Consider the following 15,667-nt stretch of genomic DNA (forward strand, 5'->3'; position numbering starts at 1 on the left):
CTGAATCAACACACGATTCCAAACCCCGCCGGCGCAAACCGGCGGGGTTTTTCGTTAAAAGCCCCCCGGAAAGTCGGCCCATAAGAAGGACTGGAGCATGGCAAGTTCGGGCACAACATCACACAAGACGCGTTTTACAGGCGCGCAGTTAATCGTTCATCTGCTGGAACGTCAGGGCATTACCACGGTGGCGGGTATTCCTGGCGGGACGGTACTCCCGCTGTATGACGCTTTAAGCCAGAGCACGCAGATCCGCCACGTGCTGGCGCGTCACGAGCAGGGCGCAGGCTTTATCGCGCAGGGCATGGCCCGTACCCAGGGCAAACCGGCGGTCTGTATGGCCTGTAGCGGGCCGGGCGCCACCAACCTGGTAACCGCCATCGCCGATGCGCGTCTCGACTCTATCCCGTTAGTCTGCATTACTGGCCAGGTGCCGGCCTCGATGATCGGCACCGATGCGTTCCAGGAAGTGGACACCTACGGCATCTCTATCCCCATCACCAAGCACAACTATTTAGTGCGCGATATCAGCGAATTACCGCAGGTTATCAGCGATGCGTTCCGTATCGCCCAGTCTGGCCGTCCCGGCCCGGTGTGGATAGACATTCCTAAGGATGTGCAGACCGCAGAAATTGAGATCGACGTGCTGCCGGAGCCCGGCACCCGCGCGCCATCCCCGGAATTCAGCGTTGAGAGCGTACGCGAGGCGGCAGCGATGATTAACGCCGCGCAGCGCCCGGTGCTCTATCTGGGCGGCGGGGTGATCGATGCCCCTGACGCGGTGCGCACCCTGGCGGAAAAAGCCAGCCTGCCGACCACCATGACCCTGATGGCGCTGGGCATGCTGCCAAAAGCGCATCCGCTGTCGCTGGGGATGCTGGGGATGCACGGCGCGCGCAGCACCAACTTTATTCTGCAAGAAGCTGATTTATTGATTGTTCTCGGGGCACGTTTTGATGACCGGGCGATTGGCAAAACCGAGCAGTTCTGCCCAAATGCCAAAATTATTCATGTGGATATCGACCGCGCCGAACTGGGCAAAATCAAGCAGCCGCATGTGGCGATCCAGGGCGACGTCAACGAGGTGCTGGCCCAACTGCTGCCGCACATCGACGCCACCCCGCGCAGCGCGTGGCATCAGCAGGTGAGCGGGTTACAGCAGGAGTTCCCGGGTGCCATCCCGACCGAAGGCGATCCGCTCAGCCACTACGGGCTGATTAACGCCGTGGCCGCCTGCGTGGACGACAGCGCCATTATCACTACCGACGTCGGCCAGCATCAGATGTGGACCGCCCAGGCCTATCCGCTGAACCGTCCGCGCCAGTGGCTGACCTCCGGCGGTCTGGGGACCATGGGTTTTGGCCTGCCTGCGGCGGTAGGCGCGGCGCTGGCCAACCCGGACCGCAAGGTGATCTGCTTCTCCGGCGACGGCAGCCTGATGATGAACATTCAGGAGATGGCCACCGCGGCGGAAAATCAGCTGGATGTGAAAATCATCCTGATGAACAACGAAGCGCTGGGCCTGGTGCATCAGCAGCAGAGCCTCTTCTACAAGCAGGGCGTTTTTGCCGCCACCTATCCGGGGATGATTAACTTTATGCAGATTGCTGCCGGTTTTGGCCTGCACACCTGCGATCTGAATGCCGAAGAGGATGCGCAGGCCGCGCTGCAGGCGGCGATCTCACGCCCTGGCCCGGCGCTGATCCACGTCCGTATCGATCCACAGCAAAAAGTCTATCCGATGGTCCCGCCGGGTGCGGCCAATACTGAAATGGTGGGGGAATAAGCCATGCAAAAACAAAACGATAACGTCATCCTCGAGCTTACTGTCCGCAACCATCCCGGGGTCATGACGCACGTCTGCGGGCTGTTTGCCCGCCGGGCGTTCAACGTGGAAGGCATTCTCTGTCTGCCGATTCAGGGGAGCGAGCACAGCCGCATCTGGCTGCTGGTGAATGACGATCAGCGCCTGGAGCAGATGATGGCCCAGATCGACAAGCTGGAGGACGTGGTGAAAGTGGTGCGTAACCAGTCCGATCCGACCATGTTTAACAAAATTGCGGTGTTCTTCGAGTAAATTACTCCCCGGCGGCGTCCGGGGTAATGATCTTCACAAAGCCGTTCCGGCAGTGGGCCGGATAGTCTGACGGAAGCGGGCGGTCGCTGATCAGTACATCAAAGGCCGACAGCGGCCCGACGCTGGCGGGGGCCACTTCATCAAACAGGGCGTAGCGGGCCAGCAGAATTTTGCGGATGCCGTGCTGCATCGCTTTGCGCTTGGTGGCCAGGTCGTCGAGGTTAAACCAGGTCACGCCGTAGTGCTCATGCACGCCGCTGGCGGAGATAAACACCTTGCGTGGGTTCAGGGAGTCCAGCACCGAAGGATTGCTGGTGTCGTAAAACGCATCGCTTTTAGCCCGATAGGTGCCCCCACACAGAATGGCGGTGGCGTTGGGCTTCTCATTGAGCGCCATAAACACGCGATGTGAATAGCAGATGCCGGTGAAGGTGACGTCGTCGGGGATCATGCTAATCACCAGCGGCATTTCCGGGCCGTTATCGAAAAAGACCAGATCGTTTTCCGCCACCATGCCGGCCGCCAGTATGGCGATGGGCAGGTCGTCGGGATGGTGAGTCTGGCTGCGCACCACCGGTGTTGCAGGCGCGGTGGCCGGTTTATTGACCATCACGATATAGCCGCCCAGTAGGGTCAGGGGGAGCACGGTATCATGGTTATCCGGGCTGAGATCGCGACGGATGGTCATAACGGAGACTTCAAGCATCCTGGCAGCATCTTTCAGGTGGATGCGGTCGGTTTTCTTTAATAGCTCAACCAGACGCCGGATTCGTTCTTTTTGCTTCGTCTCCATTCACCCTCTCCGTACCGTGTGATGTTCCTTAAACCACATTTATGATGCGTCAGGAACATTCTTGTTGCGCCATACTATACTGCCGCCCGGCAGGAAAGAAAAGTCACTTCTCAAACTGCGTTTACCATTCAAATAACTGTAATTAATAACTATATTTCAAAATTTCGCTGTTCCATCACACTTTTACCGCTGCGTAATGCTCAAACAGTAAACAGCGTGGCGGATCCGCTAATCGCGATCGCAGTCACAAATGATACGAAAATAACATGATAATGTTACGATAATATCATTGTTGTGTGATTGTTTCAGAGAGGTAGTAAACATGGATATCGCGGTTATCGGCTCCAACATGGTGGATCTCATCACCTACATTACTCAGATGCCGAAAGAGGGCGAAACCCTCGAAGCCCCGGCGTTTAAAATTGGCTGTGGCGGCAAAGGCGCGAATCAGGCGGTGGCGGCGGCCAAGCTCAATTCGAAGGTGATGATGCTAACCAAAGTCGGTGACGATATTTTTGCCGATAACACCATCCGCAATCTGGAGTCCTGGGGCATCAACACCACCTATGTGGAAAAAGTGCCGTGCACCAGCAGCGGCGTGGCACCGATCTTTGTTAACGCCAACTCCAGCAACAGCATTCTGATTGTGAAGGGCGCCAATAAATTCCTCTCACCGGAAGATATCGATCGCGCGGCAGACGATCTGAAAAAGTGTCAGCTTATTGTTCTGCAGCTCGAAGTGCAGCTCGAAACGGTTTATCACGCTATTGAGTTTGGTAAAAAGCACGGTATTCAGGTGTTATTAAACCCGGCTCCGGCACTGCGTGAATTAGATATGTCTTATGCCTGCAAATGTGATTTCTTTGTGCCGAATGAAACCGAATTGGAAATTCTGACCGGCATGCCGGTCAATACCTACGAAAATATCTGCCTCGCGGCGCGATCGCTGGTGGATAAAGGGCTGAATAATATTATTGTCACCATGGGTGAAAAAGGTGCCCTGTGGATGACGCGCGACCGGGAAGTCACGGTTCCGGCAATTAAAGTGAATGCCATCGATACCAGCGGGGCCGGTGATGCCTTTATCGGCTGCTTCGCCCATTACTACGTCCAGAGCGGCGATGTTGAAGCCGCCATGAAAAAAGCCGCTCTGTTTGCCGCCTTCAGCGTCACCGGAAAAGGTACCCAGTCGTCTTACCCCAGCATTGAACAATTCAATGAGTATCTGGCATTGAACGAATAATAAAACCCTGCGAAATAAAAGGTAGCACTATGAACGATAAAAACATCATTCAGATGCCTGACGGCTATCTGAATAAAACCCCTCTGTTCCAGTTTATTTTGTTATCCTGCTTATTCCCGTTATGGGGATGCGCTGCTGCTTTAAATGATATTTTAATTACGCAGTTTAAAAGCGTCTTTGCACTCAGTAATTTTGCCTCAGCGCTGGTGCAAAGTGCGTTTTATGGCGGTTATTTCCTTATTGCTATTCCGGCCTCGCTGGTGATTAAAAAAACCAGTTATAAAGTGGCGATCTTAATCGGATTAACGCTCTATATCGTGGGCTGTACGCTCTTTTTCCCCGCGTCGCACATGGCAACCTACACCATGTTCCTGGCGGCGATCTTTGCCATCGCCATTGGTCTGAGCTTCCTCGAAACGGCGGCCAATACCTACAGCTCAATGATTGGCCCGAAAGCCTACGCCACCCTGCGTCTGAACGTCAGCCAGACCTTCTATCCGATCGGCGCGGTTGCTGGGATTTTGCTGGGTAAATATCTGGTCTTCTCCGAAGGCGACAGTCTTGAGAAGCAGATGGCCGGGATGAACGCCGAGCAGATCCATAACTTTAAAATCCTGATGCTGGATAACACCCTCGAACCCTACAAGTACATGATTATGGTGCTGGTTGTGGTGATGGTGCTGTTCCTGCTGACCCGCTTCCCGACCTGTAAAGTGGCGGCAACGCCGCAGCATAAACGCCCGTCGGCGATGGATACCCTGCGCTACCTGGCCGGCAACGCCCGCTTCCGTCGCGGTATTGTGGCCCAGTTCCTTTATGTTGGGATGCAGGTGGCGGTGTGGTCATTCACCATTCGACTGGCGCTGGAGCTGGGAGACATCAACGAGCGTGATGCCTCTAACTTTATGGTCTACAGCTTCATCTGCTTCTTCATCGGCAAGTTTGTCGCCAACATCCTGATGACCCGCTTCAACCCGGAAAAAGTGCTGATCCTCTATTCGGTGATCGGGGCGCTGCTGCTGGTCTACGTTGCACTGGCCCCGAGCTTCAGTGCGGTGTATGCGGCGGTGCTGGTGAGCATTCTGTTCGGACCTTGCTGGGCCACCATCTATGCCGGCACCCTGGACACCGTGGACAACGAGCATACCGAGATGGCAGGGGCGGTGATCGTGATGGCGATTGTCGGTGCGGCAGTGGTGCCTGCGGTGCAGGGCTATGTTGCTGACCTGTTCCATTCGTTACAGGCCTCGTTCCTGGTCTCAATGCTGTGCTTTGTCTACGTGGGCGTCTACTTCTGGCGTGAGAGCAAAGTGCGCCGCAACCTGACCGAAGCCACCGCTTCCTGAGGAGGAACACCATGACGAAACTTCCCCTGTGGCGCGCGCTCTTTACCGAACAGCCGCGTGCTTTACTGAAAAATGATGACTTCACGGTGACGGCGTTTCGCTACGCCAGCGGCGTGGAGGGGCTGCGGGTGCAAAACAGCCGCGGTCACCTGGTGATCCTGCCCTGGCTGGGGCAGATGATCTGGGATGCGGAGTTCGATGGTCGTGACCTGACGATGCGCAATATGTTCAGCCAGCCAAAAGCGGCAAAAGAGGTGGTCGAGACCTATGGCTGCTTCGCCTTCCACTCCGGGCTGCTGGCTAACGGCTGCCCGTCGCCGGAAGATACCCATCCGCTGCACGGCGAAATGCCCTGCGCACCGATGGACGACGCCTGGCTGGAGCTGGATGGCGACAGTCTGCGGATGGCCGGACGCTACGAATATGTGATGGGATTCGGTCATCATTATCAGGCCCAGCCGACGGTGACGCTGCATAAAGAGAGCGCCCTGTTTGATATCGCCATGTCGGTGACCAATCTGGCGACGGTGCCGATGCCGCTTCAGTACATGTGCCACATGAACTATGCCTACGTGGAAGGCGCGACCTTCAGCCAGAACGTACCGGATGAGGCCATTCAGCTGCGTGAGTCGATACCGGCCCACGTGAAGCCGACCGAACAGTGGCTGGCGTTCAACCGACGTCTGCAGCAGGGCGAAGCGACGCTGAACACCCTCTCGGAACCACAATTCTACGATCCGGAAATTGTCTTTTTCGCCGACCAGCTCGATCGCTACACCGACAGCCCGGAATTCCGCATGATTGCGCCCGATGGCGTCACGTTCATTACCCGTTTCGCCAGTGCCGAGCTGAACTACGCCACCCGCTGGATCCTCTACAACGGCGATCAGCAGGTGGCGGCCTTTGTGCTCCCGGCCACCTGCCGTCCGGAAGGGTTCCTGGCGGCAGAGCGCAGCGGCAGCCTGGTTTCGCTGGCTCCGGCGCAAACGCGCAGTTTTACGGTGACCACCGGCATCCTCTGACGCTGTAAATCGTTCATAGCTTGAACAGCAACGCGCTTGCCGCTAAGGTAAGCGCGTTTTTTTAATCCCGCCAGGATCTCACCATGACCACCATCGCCCTTATCGACGATCACCTTATCGTCCGCTCCGGATTTGCCCAGCTGCTGAGCCTGGAGCCCGATTTTCAGGTAGTGGCCGAGTTCGGCTCCGGTCGCGAAGCGCTGGCCGGTCTACCGGGGCGCGGGGTACAGGTCTGTATCTGCGATATCTCGATGCCGGATCTCTCCGGGCTGGAGCTGCTGAGCCAGCTGCCGAAGGGGATGGCGACCATTATGCTTTCGGTCCACGACAGCCCGGCGCTGGTGGAGCAGGCGCTGAACGCGGGCGCACGCGGATTCCTCTCCAAACGCTGTAGCCCGGACGAACTGATTGCCGCCGTGCGCACCGTCGCCACCGGCGGTTGCTACCTGACGCCGGATATCGCCATCAAGCTGGCAGCCGGACGCCAGGATCCGCTCACCCGACGTGAACGCCAGGTGGCGGAAAAGCTGGCCCAGGGGATGGCGGTGAAGGAGATCGCCGTTGAGCTTGGCCTGTCGCCGAAAACCGTCCATGTTCATCGCGCTAACCTGATGGAAAAACTCGGCGTCAGCAACGACGTTGAGCTGGCTCGCCGCATGTTTGACGGCTGGTAATGCAGACGCTTTTCTCCCGGCTGGTGGCGGTGGTCGCCAGCTTCTTTATCTTCTCCGCCGCGTGGTTCTGCCTGTGGAGCATCAGCCTGCACCTGGTGGAGCGCCCGGAGCTGGCGGTGCTGCTGTTCCCCTTTGGCCTGCGGCTGGGGCTGATGCTGCAGTGCCCGCGCGGCTACTGGCCGGTTCTGCTCGGAGCCGAATGGCTGATGCTGGTCTGGCTGGCGCAGGAAGTGGCGCTGGCCCATCTGCCCTTATTGATGACCGGAAGCGTGCTGACGCTGATCTCCGTGGCGCTGATCTCCCGCTATCGTCACCAGCGCGACTGGCGCACCCTCCTGCGCCAGGGGGCGGCGCTGATTGCCGCCGCGCTGCTGCAATCCCTGCCGTGGGTGGGCGAGAAGGAGATGCTTAACGCCCTGCTGCTGACCCTGACCGGCGGCCTGACGCTGGCACCTACATGCCTGGTGATCTGGCACTACCTCACCAGCACCGTCTGGCAACCGCTGGGCCCGGCGCTGGTCTCCCAGCCGGTGAACTGGCGCGCCCGACATCTCATCTGGTATCTGCTGCTGTTTGTGGTGAGCTTGTGGCTGCAGCTTGGCCTCCCCGCCGAGCTGTCGCGCTTTACCCCGTTCTGTCTGGCGCTGCCGATTATCGCCCTGGCCTGGCACTACGGCTGGCAGGGGGCGCTGATCGCGACCCTGATGAACGCTATCGCGCTGATCGCCAGCCAGACCTGGCACGATCACCCGGTGGATCTGCTCCTCTCTCTGCTGGCCCAGAGCCTGACTGGGCTGCTGCTCGGGGCGGGCATCCAGCGCCTGCGCGAGCTGAACCAGTCCCTGCAAACCGAGCTGGCGCGCAATCGCCGTCTCGCCGAGCGCCTGCTGGAGACCGAAGAGCATGTCCGCCGCGAGGTGGCCCGCGAGCTGCACGACGATATCGGTCAGACCATCACCGCTATCCGCACCCAGGCGGGCATTGTCCAGCGTCTGGCCCCGGACAACGCGGGCGTGAAGCAGGGCGGGGCGCATATCGAACAGCTCTCGCTGGGGGTGTACGATTCGGTGCGCCGACTGCTCGGCAGACTGCGTCCGCGCCAGCTGGACGATCTGACCCTGGTGCAGGCGGTACGCTCCCTGATGCGCGAGATGGAGCTGGAGAGCCGCGGCATCGTCAGCCATCTCGACTGGCATATCGACGAGACGGCGCTGAGCGAAGGCCAGCGCGTTACCCTGTTCCGCGTCTGTCAGGAGGGGCTGAATAATGTCGTGAAGCACGCCAGCGCCAGCGCGGTGACGCTGCAGGGCTGGCAGCAGGATGAACGCCTGATGCTGGTGATCGAAGACGACGGCTGCGGCCTGCCGCCCGGCTCCGGCCAGCAGGGCTTTGGCCTGGCGGGGATGCGCGAGCGCGTCACGGCCCTTGGCGGCACGCTGGCCATCTCCTGCACCCACGGCACCCGCGTCAGCGTCAGTTTGCCGCTAAGGACACATCATGTTTAAAACGCCCGCTAACGCCGCCCCGATCGGTGACAAAGCCGAGATCGACGCTCGCTATCGCTACTGGCGTCGCCACATCCTGATCACCATCTGGCTCGGCTACGCGCTGTTCTATTTCACCCGCAAAAGCTTTAACGCCGCCGCACCGGAGATCCTCGCCAGCGGAGTAATGACCCGCACCGATATCGGCCTGCTGGCGACGTTGTTTTACATCACCTACGGCCTGTCGAAGTTTTTCTCCGGCATCGTCAGCGACCGCTCCAACGCCCGCTATTTTATGGGCATCGGGCTGATCGCCACCGGGGTAGTGAACATCCTGTTCGGCTTTTCGACCTCGCTGTGGGCCTTTGCCCTGCTGTGGGCGCTGAACGCCTTTTTCCAGGGCTGGGGCGCGCCGGTTTGCGCCCGCCTGCTCACGGCCTGGTACTCGCGCAACGAGCGCGGCGGCTGGTGGGCGATATGGAATACGGCGCACAACGTCGGCGGAGCGCTGATCCCGATGGTAGTGGGCGCGGCGGCGCTGCACTACGGCTGGCGTGCGGGGATGATGATTGCCGGGAGTCTGGCTATTGTTGCCGGGCTGTTTTTATGCTGGCGGCTGCGCGATCGACCGCAAACCGTGGGGCTGCCTGCGGTGGGTGACTGGCGGCATGACGCGCTGGAGATCGCCCAGCAGCAGGAGGGCGCCGGGCTGACCCGCAAAGAGATCCTCACCAGATACGTGCTGCAAAACCCCTGGATCTGGCTGCTGTCACTCTGCTACGTGCTGGTCTACGTGGTGCGGGCGGCGATCAACGACTGGGGCAACCTGTATATGTCCGAGACGCTCGGCGTGGATCTGGTGACCGCCAACTCGGCGGTATCGATGTTTGAGCTGGGCGGGTTTATTGGCGCGCTGGTGGCGGGCTGGGGGTCGGACAAGCTGTTCAACGGCAACCGCGGGCCGATGAATCTGATCTTCGCCGCCGGGATTTTGCTCTCGGTCGGCTCCCTGTGGCTGATGCCCTTTGCCAGCTACGTGATGCAGGCGGCCTGCTTCTTCACCACCGGCTTCTTTGTCTTTGGCCCGCAGATGCTGATCGGCATGGCGGCAGCGGAGTGCTCGCACAAGGACGCGGCAGGCGCGGCGACGGGCTTTGTCGGGCTGTTTGCCTACCTCGGGGCATCGCTCTCCGGCTGGCCGCTGGCGCGGGTGATCGACACCTGGCACTGGAGCGGGTTCTTTGCGGTGATCGCCATCGCGGCGGGGATTTCGGCCCTGCTGCTGCTGCCGTTCCTCAACGCCCAGGCGCCGCGTGAGGTGAGCGAAGCGTGATGCGCCTCACCTTTTCGCCGCGAGTGGGGCAAAACTAAGATATTTTCCCGGTTTCACCTGGACGCTGTCTCAGGCGTTGCTCCCGACTGATTTTTACAATGCCTGCCATTCGCAGGTATAAAAAATCAGCTCAGGAGCAAACCATGCTGGCCTTCCTCAACCAGGTGCGCAAGCCGACCCTGGATCTGCCGCTCGATGTGCGGCGCAAAATGTGGTTCAAACCCTTCATGCAGTCCTATCTGGTAGTCTTTATCGGCTACCTGACCATGTATCTGATCCGCAAGAACTTTAACATCGCCCAGAACGACATGATCTCCACCTACGGGCTGAGCATGACCCAGCTGGGGATGATTGGCCTCGGTTTCTCCATCACCTACGGGGTGGGTAAAACCCTGGTTTCCTATTATGCCGACGGCAAAAATACCAAGCAGTTTCTGCCGTTTATGCTGATCCTCTCCGCCATCTGTATGCTCGGCTTCAGCGCCAGCATGGGCACGGGCTCGGTCAGCCTGTTTATGATGATCGCCTTCTACGCCCTGAGCGGTTTCTTCCAGAGTACCGGCGGGTCGTGCAGCTACTCCACCATCACCAAATGGACCCCGCGCCGTAAGCGTGGATCGTATCTCGGGATGTGGAATATCTCCCACAACCTCGGCGGGGCGGGTGCGGCAGGGGTGGCGCTGTTTGGTGCCAACGTGTTGTTCGACGGCCATGTGATCGGCATGTTTATCTTCCCGTCGATTATCGCCCTGATCGTCGGCTTTATCGGCCTGCGCTACGGCAGCGACTCCCCGGAATCCTACGGTCTGGGTAAAGCCGAAGAGCTGTTTGACGAGGAGATCAGCGAGGAGGACAAAGAGACCGAAGAGAACGAGATGACCAAATGGCAGATCTTCGTTGAGTACGTGCTGAAAAACAAAGTCATCTGGCTGCTCTGCTTCTCCAACATCTTCCTGTACGTGGTGCGGATCGGTATCGACCAGTGGTCTACCGTATACGCTTTCCAGGAGCTGAAACTTTCCAAAGAGGTGGCGATTCAGGGCTTCACCCTGTTTGAAGTGGGTGCCCTGGTCGGCACTCTGCTGTGGGGCTGGCTCTCCGATCTTGCCAACGGCCGTCGGGCGCTGGTGGCCTGCGTGGCGCTGGCGCTGATTATCGCCACGCTGGGCGTTTACCAGCACGCCAGCAACCAGTATGTCTATCTCGCTTCCCTGTTCGCCCTCGGCTTCCTGGTGTTTGGTCCCCAGCTGCTGATCGGCGTGGCCGCAGTAGGCTTCGTGCCGAAAAAAGCGATCGGCGCTGCCGATGGGATTAAGGGCACCTTCGCCTACCTGATCGGCGACAGCTTCGCCAAGCTCGGTCTGGGAATGATCGCCGACGGCACGCCGATCTTCGGCTTGACCGGCTGGGCAGGCACCTTCGCGGCGCTGGATGCCGCAGCTATCGGCTGTATCGTACTGATGGCGATGGTCGCGGTGCTGGAGGAGCGCAAAATTCGCCGCGAAAAACGCGTGCAACGATTGAAAGCAGCCTGAGTGTGTAGGTGACGTTTTGCCCGGCGTGATGCCGGGCTTTTTTACATTTGTACCCCGATTACCTTACCCCGCTTTACACACCCGCTTCGCGCCATGCTCTACAGTGTTATTTCGCTGCCGCCTTTCGCGCAGCCTTAGCCCCTTTTGCTAACGGAGAGCTTGCATGTTGACCCGACGATTGTCCTGCCTTGCGCTGCTGGTGGCGCTGGCCTCACCCGCGATAGCTGCCGATACCCCCACCTACGGCGAGAAGCTGGAAGGCTTTGACTACCCCTGGCCGGTGAAACACTTCACCTTTACCTCGCAAAAGCAGTCGCTGGATATGGCTTATCTGGACGTGAAGCCAGAAAAAGCCAACGGCCGCACCGTGGTGCTGATGCACGGTAAAAACTTCTGCGCCGGAACCTGGGAAGGTACCATCCGGGCCCTCGCCGACAGCGGTTATCGCGTGGTGGCCCCCGATCAGATTGGCTTTTGCAAATCTACCAAGCCTGAACAGTATCAGTACAGCTTCCAGCAGCTGGCGGACAATACTCACGCGTTGCTGAAAGAGCTGGGTATCGATCGCGTCACGGTGATTGGGCACTCCACTGGCGGCATGCTGGCAACCCGCTACGCGCTGATGTGGCCGCAGCAGGTGGAGCAGCTGGTGATGGTGAACCCGATTGGTCTTGAGGACTGGAAAGCGCGCGGCGTACCGCATATCACCGTCGACCAGTGGTATCAGCGTGAGCTGAAAGTCAGCGCCGACGGGATCCGCGAGTACGAGAAAAATACCTACTACGCCGGAGAGTGGAAGCCGGAGTACGAGCGCTGGGTCACCATGCTCGCCGGGCTGAATAACGGGCCGGGCAAAGAGCGTGTGGCGTGGAATTCGGCGCTGCTCTACGACATGATCTACACCCAGCCGGTTTTCTATGAATTTAGCGAGCTGAAGATGCCGGTATTATTGATGATCGGCACGAAGGACAACACCGCCATCGGGAAAGATCTCGCCCCGCCGGAGATCCGCAAAACGCTCGGCAACTACGCGGTGCTGGGCCAGGAGACGGCAAAGCGTATTCCGCACGCCACGCTGGTGGAGTTTAACGACATGGGCCACGCGCCGCAGATGCAGGACCCGCAGCGTTTCCATGATGCGCTATTGAAAGGGCTGCAGGCACGCTGACGGATCTTTAACCGCACGCCAATATTCGCCCGGATACCTTCCCCGGGCGGATATCTTTTTTCATGACCCCGATCCACTGTTTCTCCGTTCATTAATCCGACGTTGCCTGCTGTCGATACACACCATTTCCCGATATCATGCTCGGCTAACCGTAAGGAGAGTTCATGGTCTGGATAATGCTGGCTACGCTGGCGGTGGTATTTGTGGTGGGCTTTCGCGTCATGACGTCGGGACCCCGGCGCGCGATTCGTCGTCTCAGCGAGCGTCTGGGCATCACTCCGGTTCCCGTGGAATCGATGATCGACCAGTTTGGCAAAAGCGCCGGCAATGAGTTTATCCGCTATCTGGAGCGCCCGGACGAAGCGCATCTGCAAAATGCCGCTCAGGTGCTGCTGATCTGGCAGGTGTGCATTGTCGACAGCAGTGAAAACAACCTGCTGAGCTGGTATCGCCTGCTGCGCAAGGCGCGTCTCGCCGCGCCGATCACCGATGCCCAGATCCGCATGGCGCTCGGCTTTATGCGCGATATGGAGCCCGATCCGTACGAGTTTAACGCTTTCCAGCTACGCTATAACCAGCTCTTCCTGCCGGAAGAGGGGGTCTTCTTCCTGCATTGATATTCCCCGGTGGCGCTTCGCTTACCGGGGCTACAAAACCCGTAGGCCGGTGCAAGCGCAGCGCCGCCCGGCAAAAAGTGCCAAAAGTTGTCTAAACGTTAAATAGATCACACTTTAACTGTTAAACTGCACGGCTTTCCCGCTCGTTTTCTCCTCAGGTGATGCCATGACAGAACAGATCCAATCCGCCCCTTCGCCCCATGCCAAAGCGGTCTCCCGCCCAAACTGGTCGGCGGTTTTTTCCGTGGCGTTTTGCGTCGCCTGCCTGATTACCGTGGAGTTTTTGCCGGTTAGCCTGCTGACGCCGATGGCGCAGGACCTGGGCATTTCTGAAGGGCTGGCGGGCCAGTCGGTCACCGTGACCGCGTTTGTTGCCATGTTTGCCAGCCTGTTCATCACCCAGGCAATTGGAACCACCGATCGCCGCAAAGTAGTCATTCTTTTTAGCGTCCTGCTGACGCTCTCCTGCCTGCTGGTCTCCTTTGCCGATAACTTTATGTTGCTGCTGTTGGGGCGCGCCTGCCTCGGGCTGGGGCTGGGCGGATTCTGGGCGATGTCGGCCTCGCTCACCATGCGGCTGGTGCCGGCGCGTACCGTGCCGAAAGCGCTCTCCGTTATCTTCGGCGCGGTCTCCATCGCGCTGGTGATTGCCGCGCCGCTGGGCAGTTTCCTCGGGGGGATCATCGGCTGGCGTAACGTCTTTAACGGTGCCGCCGTGATGGGACTGCTGTGTATTCTGTGGGTCTGGAAAGCGCTGCCGTCGCTGCCGGGCGAAGCTGCACACCATAAGCAGAACATGTTCAGCCTGCTGAAACGCCCTGGCGTGATGGCGGGGATGATCGCCATCTTCATGTCGTTCGCCGGGCAGTTTGCCTTCTTTACCTACATCCGCCCGGTGTTTATGACCATGGCCGGGTTTGACGTCGATGGCCTGACGCTGGTGCTGCTGAGCTTCGGTATCGCCAGCTTTGTGGGCACCTCGCTGTCGGCCCAGTTCCTGAAACGCTCCCTGAAATTCGCTCTCGCAGGTGCGCCGCTGGTGCTGGCCATTAGCGCCGCCGTGCTGATCCTGTGGGGCAGCGACAAGTGGGTGGCCTCGGCGATTGCAATTATCTGGGGCTTTGCCTTCGCGCTGATCCCGGTGGGCTGGTCGACGTGGATCACCCGCTCGCTGGCGGATCAGGCGGAAAAAGCCGGGTCGATTCAGGTGGCGGTGATCCAGCTGGCGAACACCTGCGGTGCGGCGGTGGGCGGCATTGCGCTTGACCATCTGGGACTGACGTCACCGCTGGTGATTTCCGGCACATTAATGCTGATTACGGCGCTGCTGGTGGCGGGTAAAGTAAAGGCGCAGTAAGTTTTTGGCCCTCTCCCTGACAGGAGAGGGCATCAGGCTACACGGACATCTGAGCCCGTCTTCTCGAATCCATCGAAATCAGCACTACCGACGACACAATCAACAGCGTGCCCAGCCAGTCCGGCAGGGTGAACGCCACCCCCAGTAACATCACCGACAGCAGGGCGCTGCTCAGCGGCTCGGCGCAGCTCAGAATGCTCGCTTTTGGCCCGCCAATCATCTGCGCCCCTTTCAGATACAGACTGAAGGTCACCGACGTGCCGATCACCACCAGGTAGAAGAATGCCAGTAGCAGGCTGCCGTCGATAATGAAGGTGGTGCCGCGCCCGGCATAGAACGGGGTCAGCATTAACCCGGCCAGCAGCATACTCCAGCCAACGATCGGCAGGGTGCCGTAACGGGCAATCAGCGTGGACGGGTAGGTGGTATAAAACGCTGCGGCGAAGGCGGAGGCGATGCCCCAGCAGAGCGCGGCCGGAGAGATAGTCAGCGAGGTCGGATCGCCGTGGGTGACCAGTAAAAAGGTGCCGATCAGCGAGGTCATGATCGCCGCCAGCACGAAAATACCCGGGCGCTTTTTGCGCGCCAGCGCGAACCACGCCACGATAATGGTCGGGGAGAGGAACTGCAGCACGGTGGCGGTAGCGGCGTTAGACTTTTCAATCGTCACCAGGAAGGTGAGCTGGACGATCAGTGCCCCAAAAAGGGAAAAAATCAGCAGGCTGATGGCGTCTTTGCGATTTTTGATGACCGAGAAAATCTTGTCGCCGTGGACGAAGGAGAGCGTCAGCAGGATCACCCCGGCGAACAGCAGACGAACCATGGTGAGATAAGGCGAGGAAATATGACTCTTCTCCATGATGTACTGCGCGCAAACCCCCGAGCTGCCCCATAAAATGGCGGCGATCAGGACGTTCAGCATTCCTTTACGTGTGGAACCCATGTTCTCCCCTGTTATGTCGATTTTTTTCTAGCATAACATGGGAGCCTTGCCCGGCGGCGCTGCGCTTGCGCGGGC

14 protein-coding genes are annotated in these 15,667 nt (G+C 59.1%); 12 read left to right on the forward strand and 2 right to left on the reverse strand.

Translation table 11 applies throughout. The annotated features are described in order from the left end of the window. Positions 1-97: 97 nt before the first annotated feature. A complete protein-coding gene (gene ilvB / locus M8318_RS09365; protein WP_262662177.1) occupies positions 98-1,786 on the forward strand; it encodes an acetolactate synthase large subunit in 1,689 nt (562 codons plus the stop codon). A gap of 3 nt (positions 1,787-1,789) precedes the next feature. Further along, a complete protein-coding gene (gene ilvN, locus M8318_RS09370) occupies positions 1,790-2,077 on the forward strand; it encodes an acetolactate synthase small subunit (RefSeq protein ID WP_039032259.1) in 288 nt (95 codons plus the stop codon). Position 2,078: 1 nt separating this feature from the next. Here ilvN and M8318_RS09375 read toward each other — a convergent pair whose 3' ends face one another. Next, the gene (locus tag M8318_RS09375; protein WP_262662178.1) at positions 2,079-2,870 is read right to left on the reverse strand and encodes a DeoR family transcriptional regulator; all 792 of its coding nucleotides are present in this window, start codon (positions 2,868-2,870) and stop codon (positions 2,079-2,081) included. A gap of 322 nt (positions 2,871-3,192) precedes the next feature. On the opposite strand from M8318_RS09375, the gene rbsK reads away from it, so the two are divergent. The 10 genes from rbsK (at position 3,193) to nepI (ending at position 14,649) form a co-directional block, all read left to right on the forward strand. Then, entirely contained in the window at positions 3,193-4,113 is a 921-nt protein-coding gene (gene rbsK / locus M8318_RS09380) for a ribokinase (protein WP_262662179.1), read from the forward strand. A gap of 29 nt (positions 4,114-4,142) precedes the next feature. Beyond that, the gene (gene fucP / locus M8318_RS09385) at positions 4,143-5,459 is read left to right on the forward strand and encodes an L-fucose:H+ symporter permease (RefSeq protein WP_106995587.1); all 1,317 of its coding nucleotides are present in this window, start codon (positions 4,143-4,145) and stop codon (positions 5,457-5,459) included. An 11-nt stretch (positions 5,460-5,470) separates the two neighbouring features. Next, complete coding sequence (locus M8318_RS09390) at positions 5,471-6,481, forward strand: aldose 1-epimerase family protein (RefSeq protein ID WP_262662181.1); 1,011 nt, start codon at positions 5,471-5,473, stop codon at positions 6,479-6,481. A gap of 83 nt (positions 6,482-6,564) precedes the next feature. Next, positions 6,565-7,155 carry a transcriptional regulator UhpA gene (uhpA, locus tag M8318_RS09395; protein WP_106995589.1) on the forward strand — a complete coding sequence of 197 codons (591 nt, stop codon included), beginning with the start codon at positions 6,565-6,567 and terminating at the stop codon, positions 7,153-7,155. Beyond that, complete coding sequence (uhpB, locus tag M8318_RS09400) at positions 7,155-8,660, forward strand: signal transduction histidine-protein kinase/phosphatase UhpB (RefSeq protein ID WP_106995590.1); 1,506 nt, start codon at positions 7,155-7,157, stop codon at positions 8,658-8,660. The genes uhpA and uhpB overlap by 1 nt, the downstream gene beginning before the upstream one ends. Further along, complete coding sequence (gene uhpC, locus M8318_RS09405; RefSeq protein ID WP_262662184.1) at positions 8,653-9,972, forward strand: MFS transporter; 1,320 nt, start codon at positions 8,653-8,655, stop codon at positions 9,970-9,972. The genes uhpB and uhpC overlap by 8 nt, the downstream gene beginning before the upstream one ends. Positions 9,973-10,115: 143 nt before the next feature. After that, positions 10,116-11,507: a hexose-6-phosphate:phosphate antiporter gene (uhpT, locus tag M8318_RS09410; protein WP_262662186.1), complete on the forward strand. Its 1,392-nt coding sequence runs from the start codon at positions 10,116-10,118 to the stop codon at positions 11,505-11,507. Positions 11,508-11,670: 163 nt separating this feature from the next. Beyond that, positions 11,671-12,675 (forward strand): alpha/beta fold hydrolase, encoded by a 1,005-nt coding sequence (locus tag M8318_RS09415; protein ID WP_262662187.1) that lies wholly within the window; start codon positions 11,671-11,673, stop codon positions 12,673-12,675. Between the two features lie 164 nt (positions 12,676-12,839). Continuing rightward, positions 12,840-13,292, forward strand: coding sequence for a DUF1198 domain-containing protein (locus M8318_RS09420; protein ID WP_106995594.1), 453 nt, complete (start codon positions 12,840-12,842; stop codon positions 13,290-13,292). 166 nt (positions 13,293-13,458) lie between these two features. Continuing rightward, complete coding sequence (nepI, locus tag M8318_RS09425; RefSeq protein WP_262662189.1) at positions 13,459-14,649, forward strand: purine ribonucleoside efflux pump NepI; 1,191 nt, start codon at positions 13,459-13,461, stop codon at positions 14,647-14,649. A gap of 37 nt (positions 14,650-14,686) precedes the next feature. On the opposite strand, the gene M8318_RS09430 is transcribed toward nepI, so the two are convergent. Further along, positions 14,687-15,592 carry a DMT family transporter gene (locus tag M8318_RS09430; RefSeq protein WP_262662191.1) on the reverse strand — a complete coding sequence of 302 codons (906 nt, stop codon included), beginning with the start codon at positions 15,590-15,592 and terminating at the stop codon, positions 14,687-14,689. Positions 15,593-15,667 lie beyond the last annotated feature (75 nt).

This window comes from Leclercia tamurae (assembly GCF_025566055.1).
Lineage (GTDB): Bacteria > Pseudomonadota > Gammaproteobacteria > Enterobacterales > Enterobacteriaceae > Enterobacter > Enterobacter tamurae.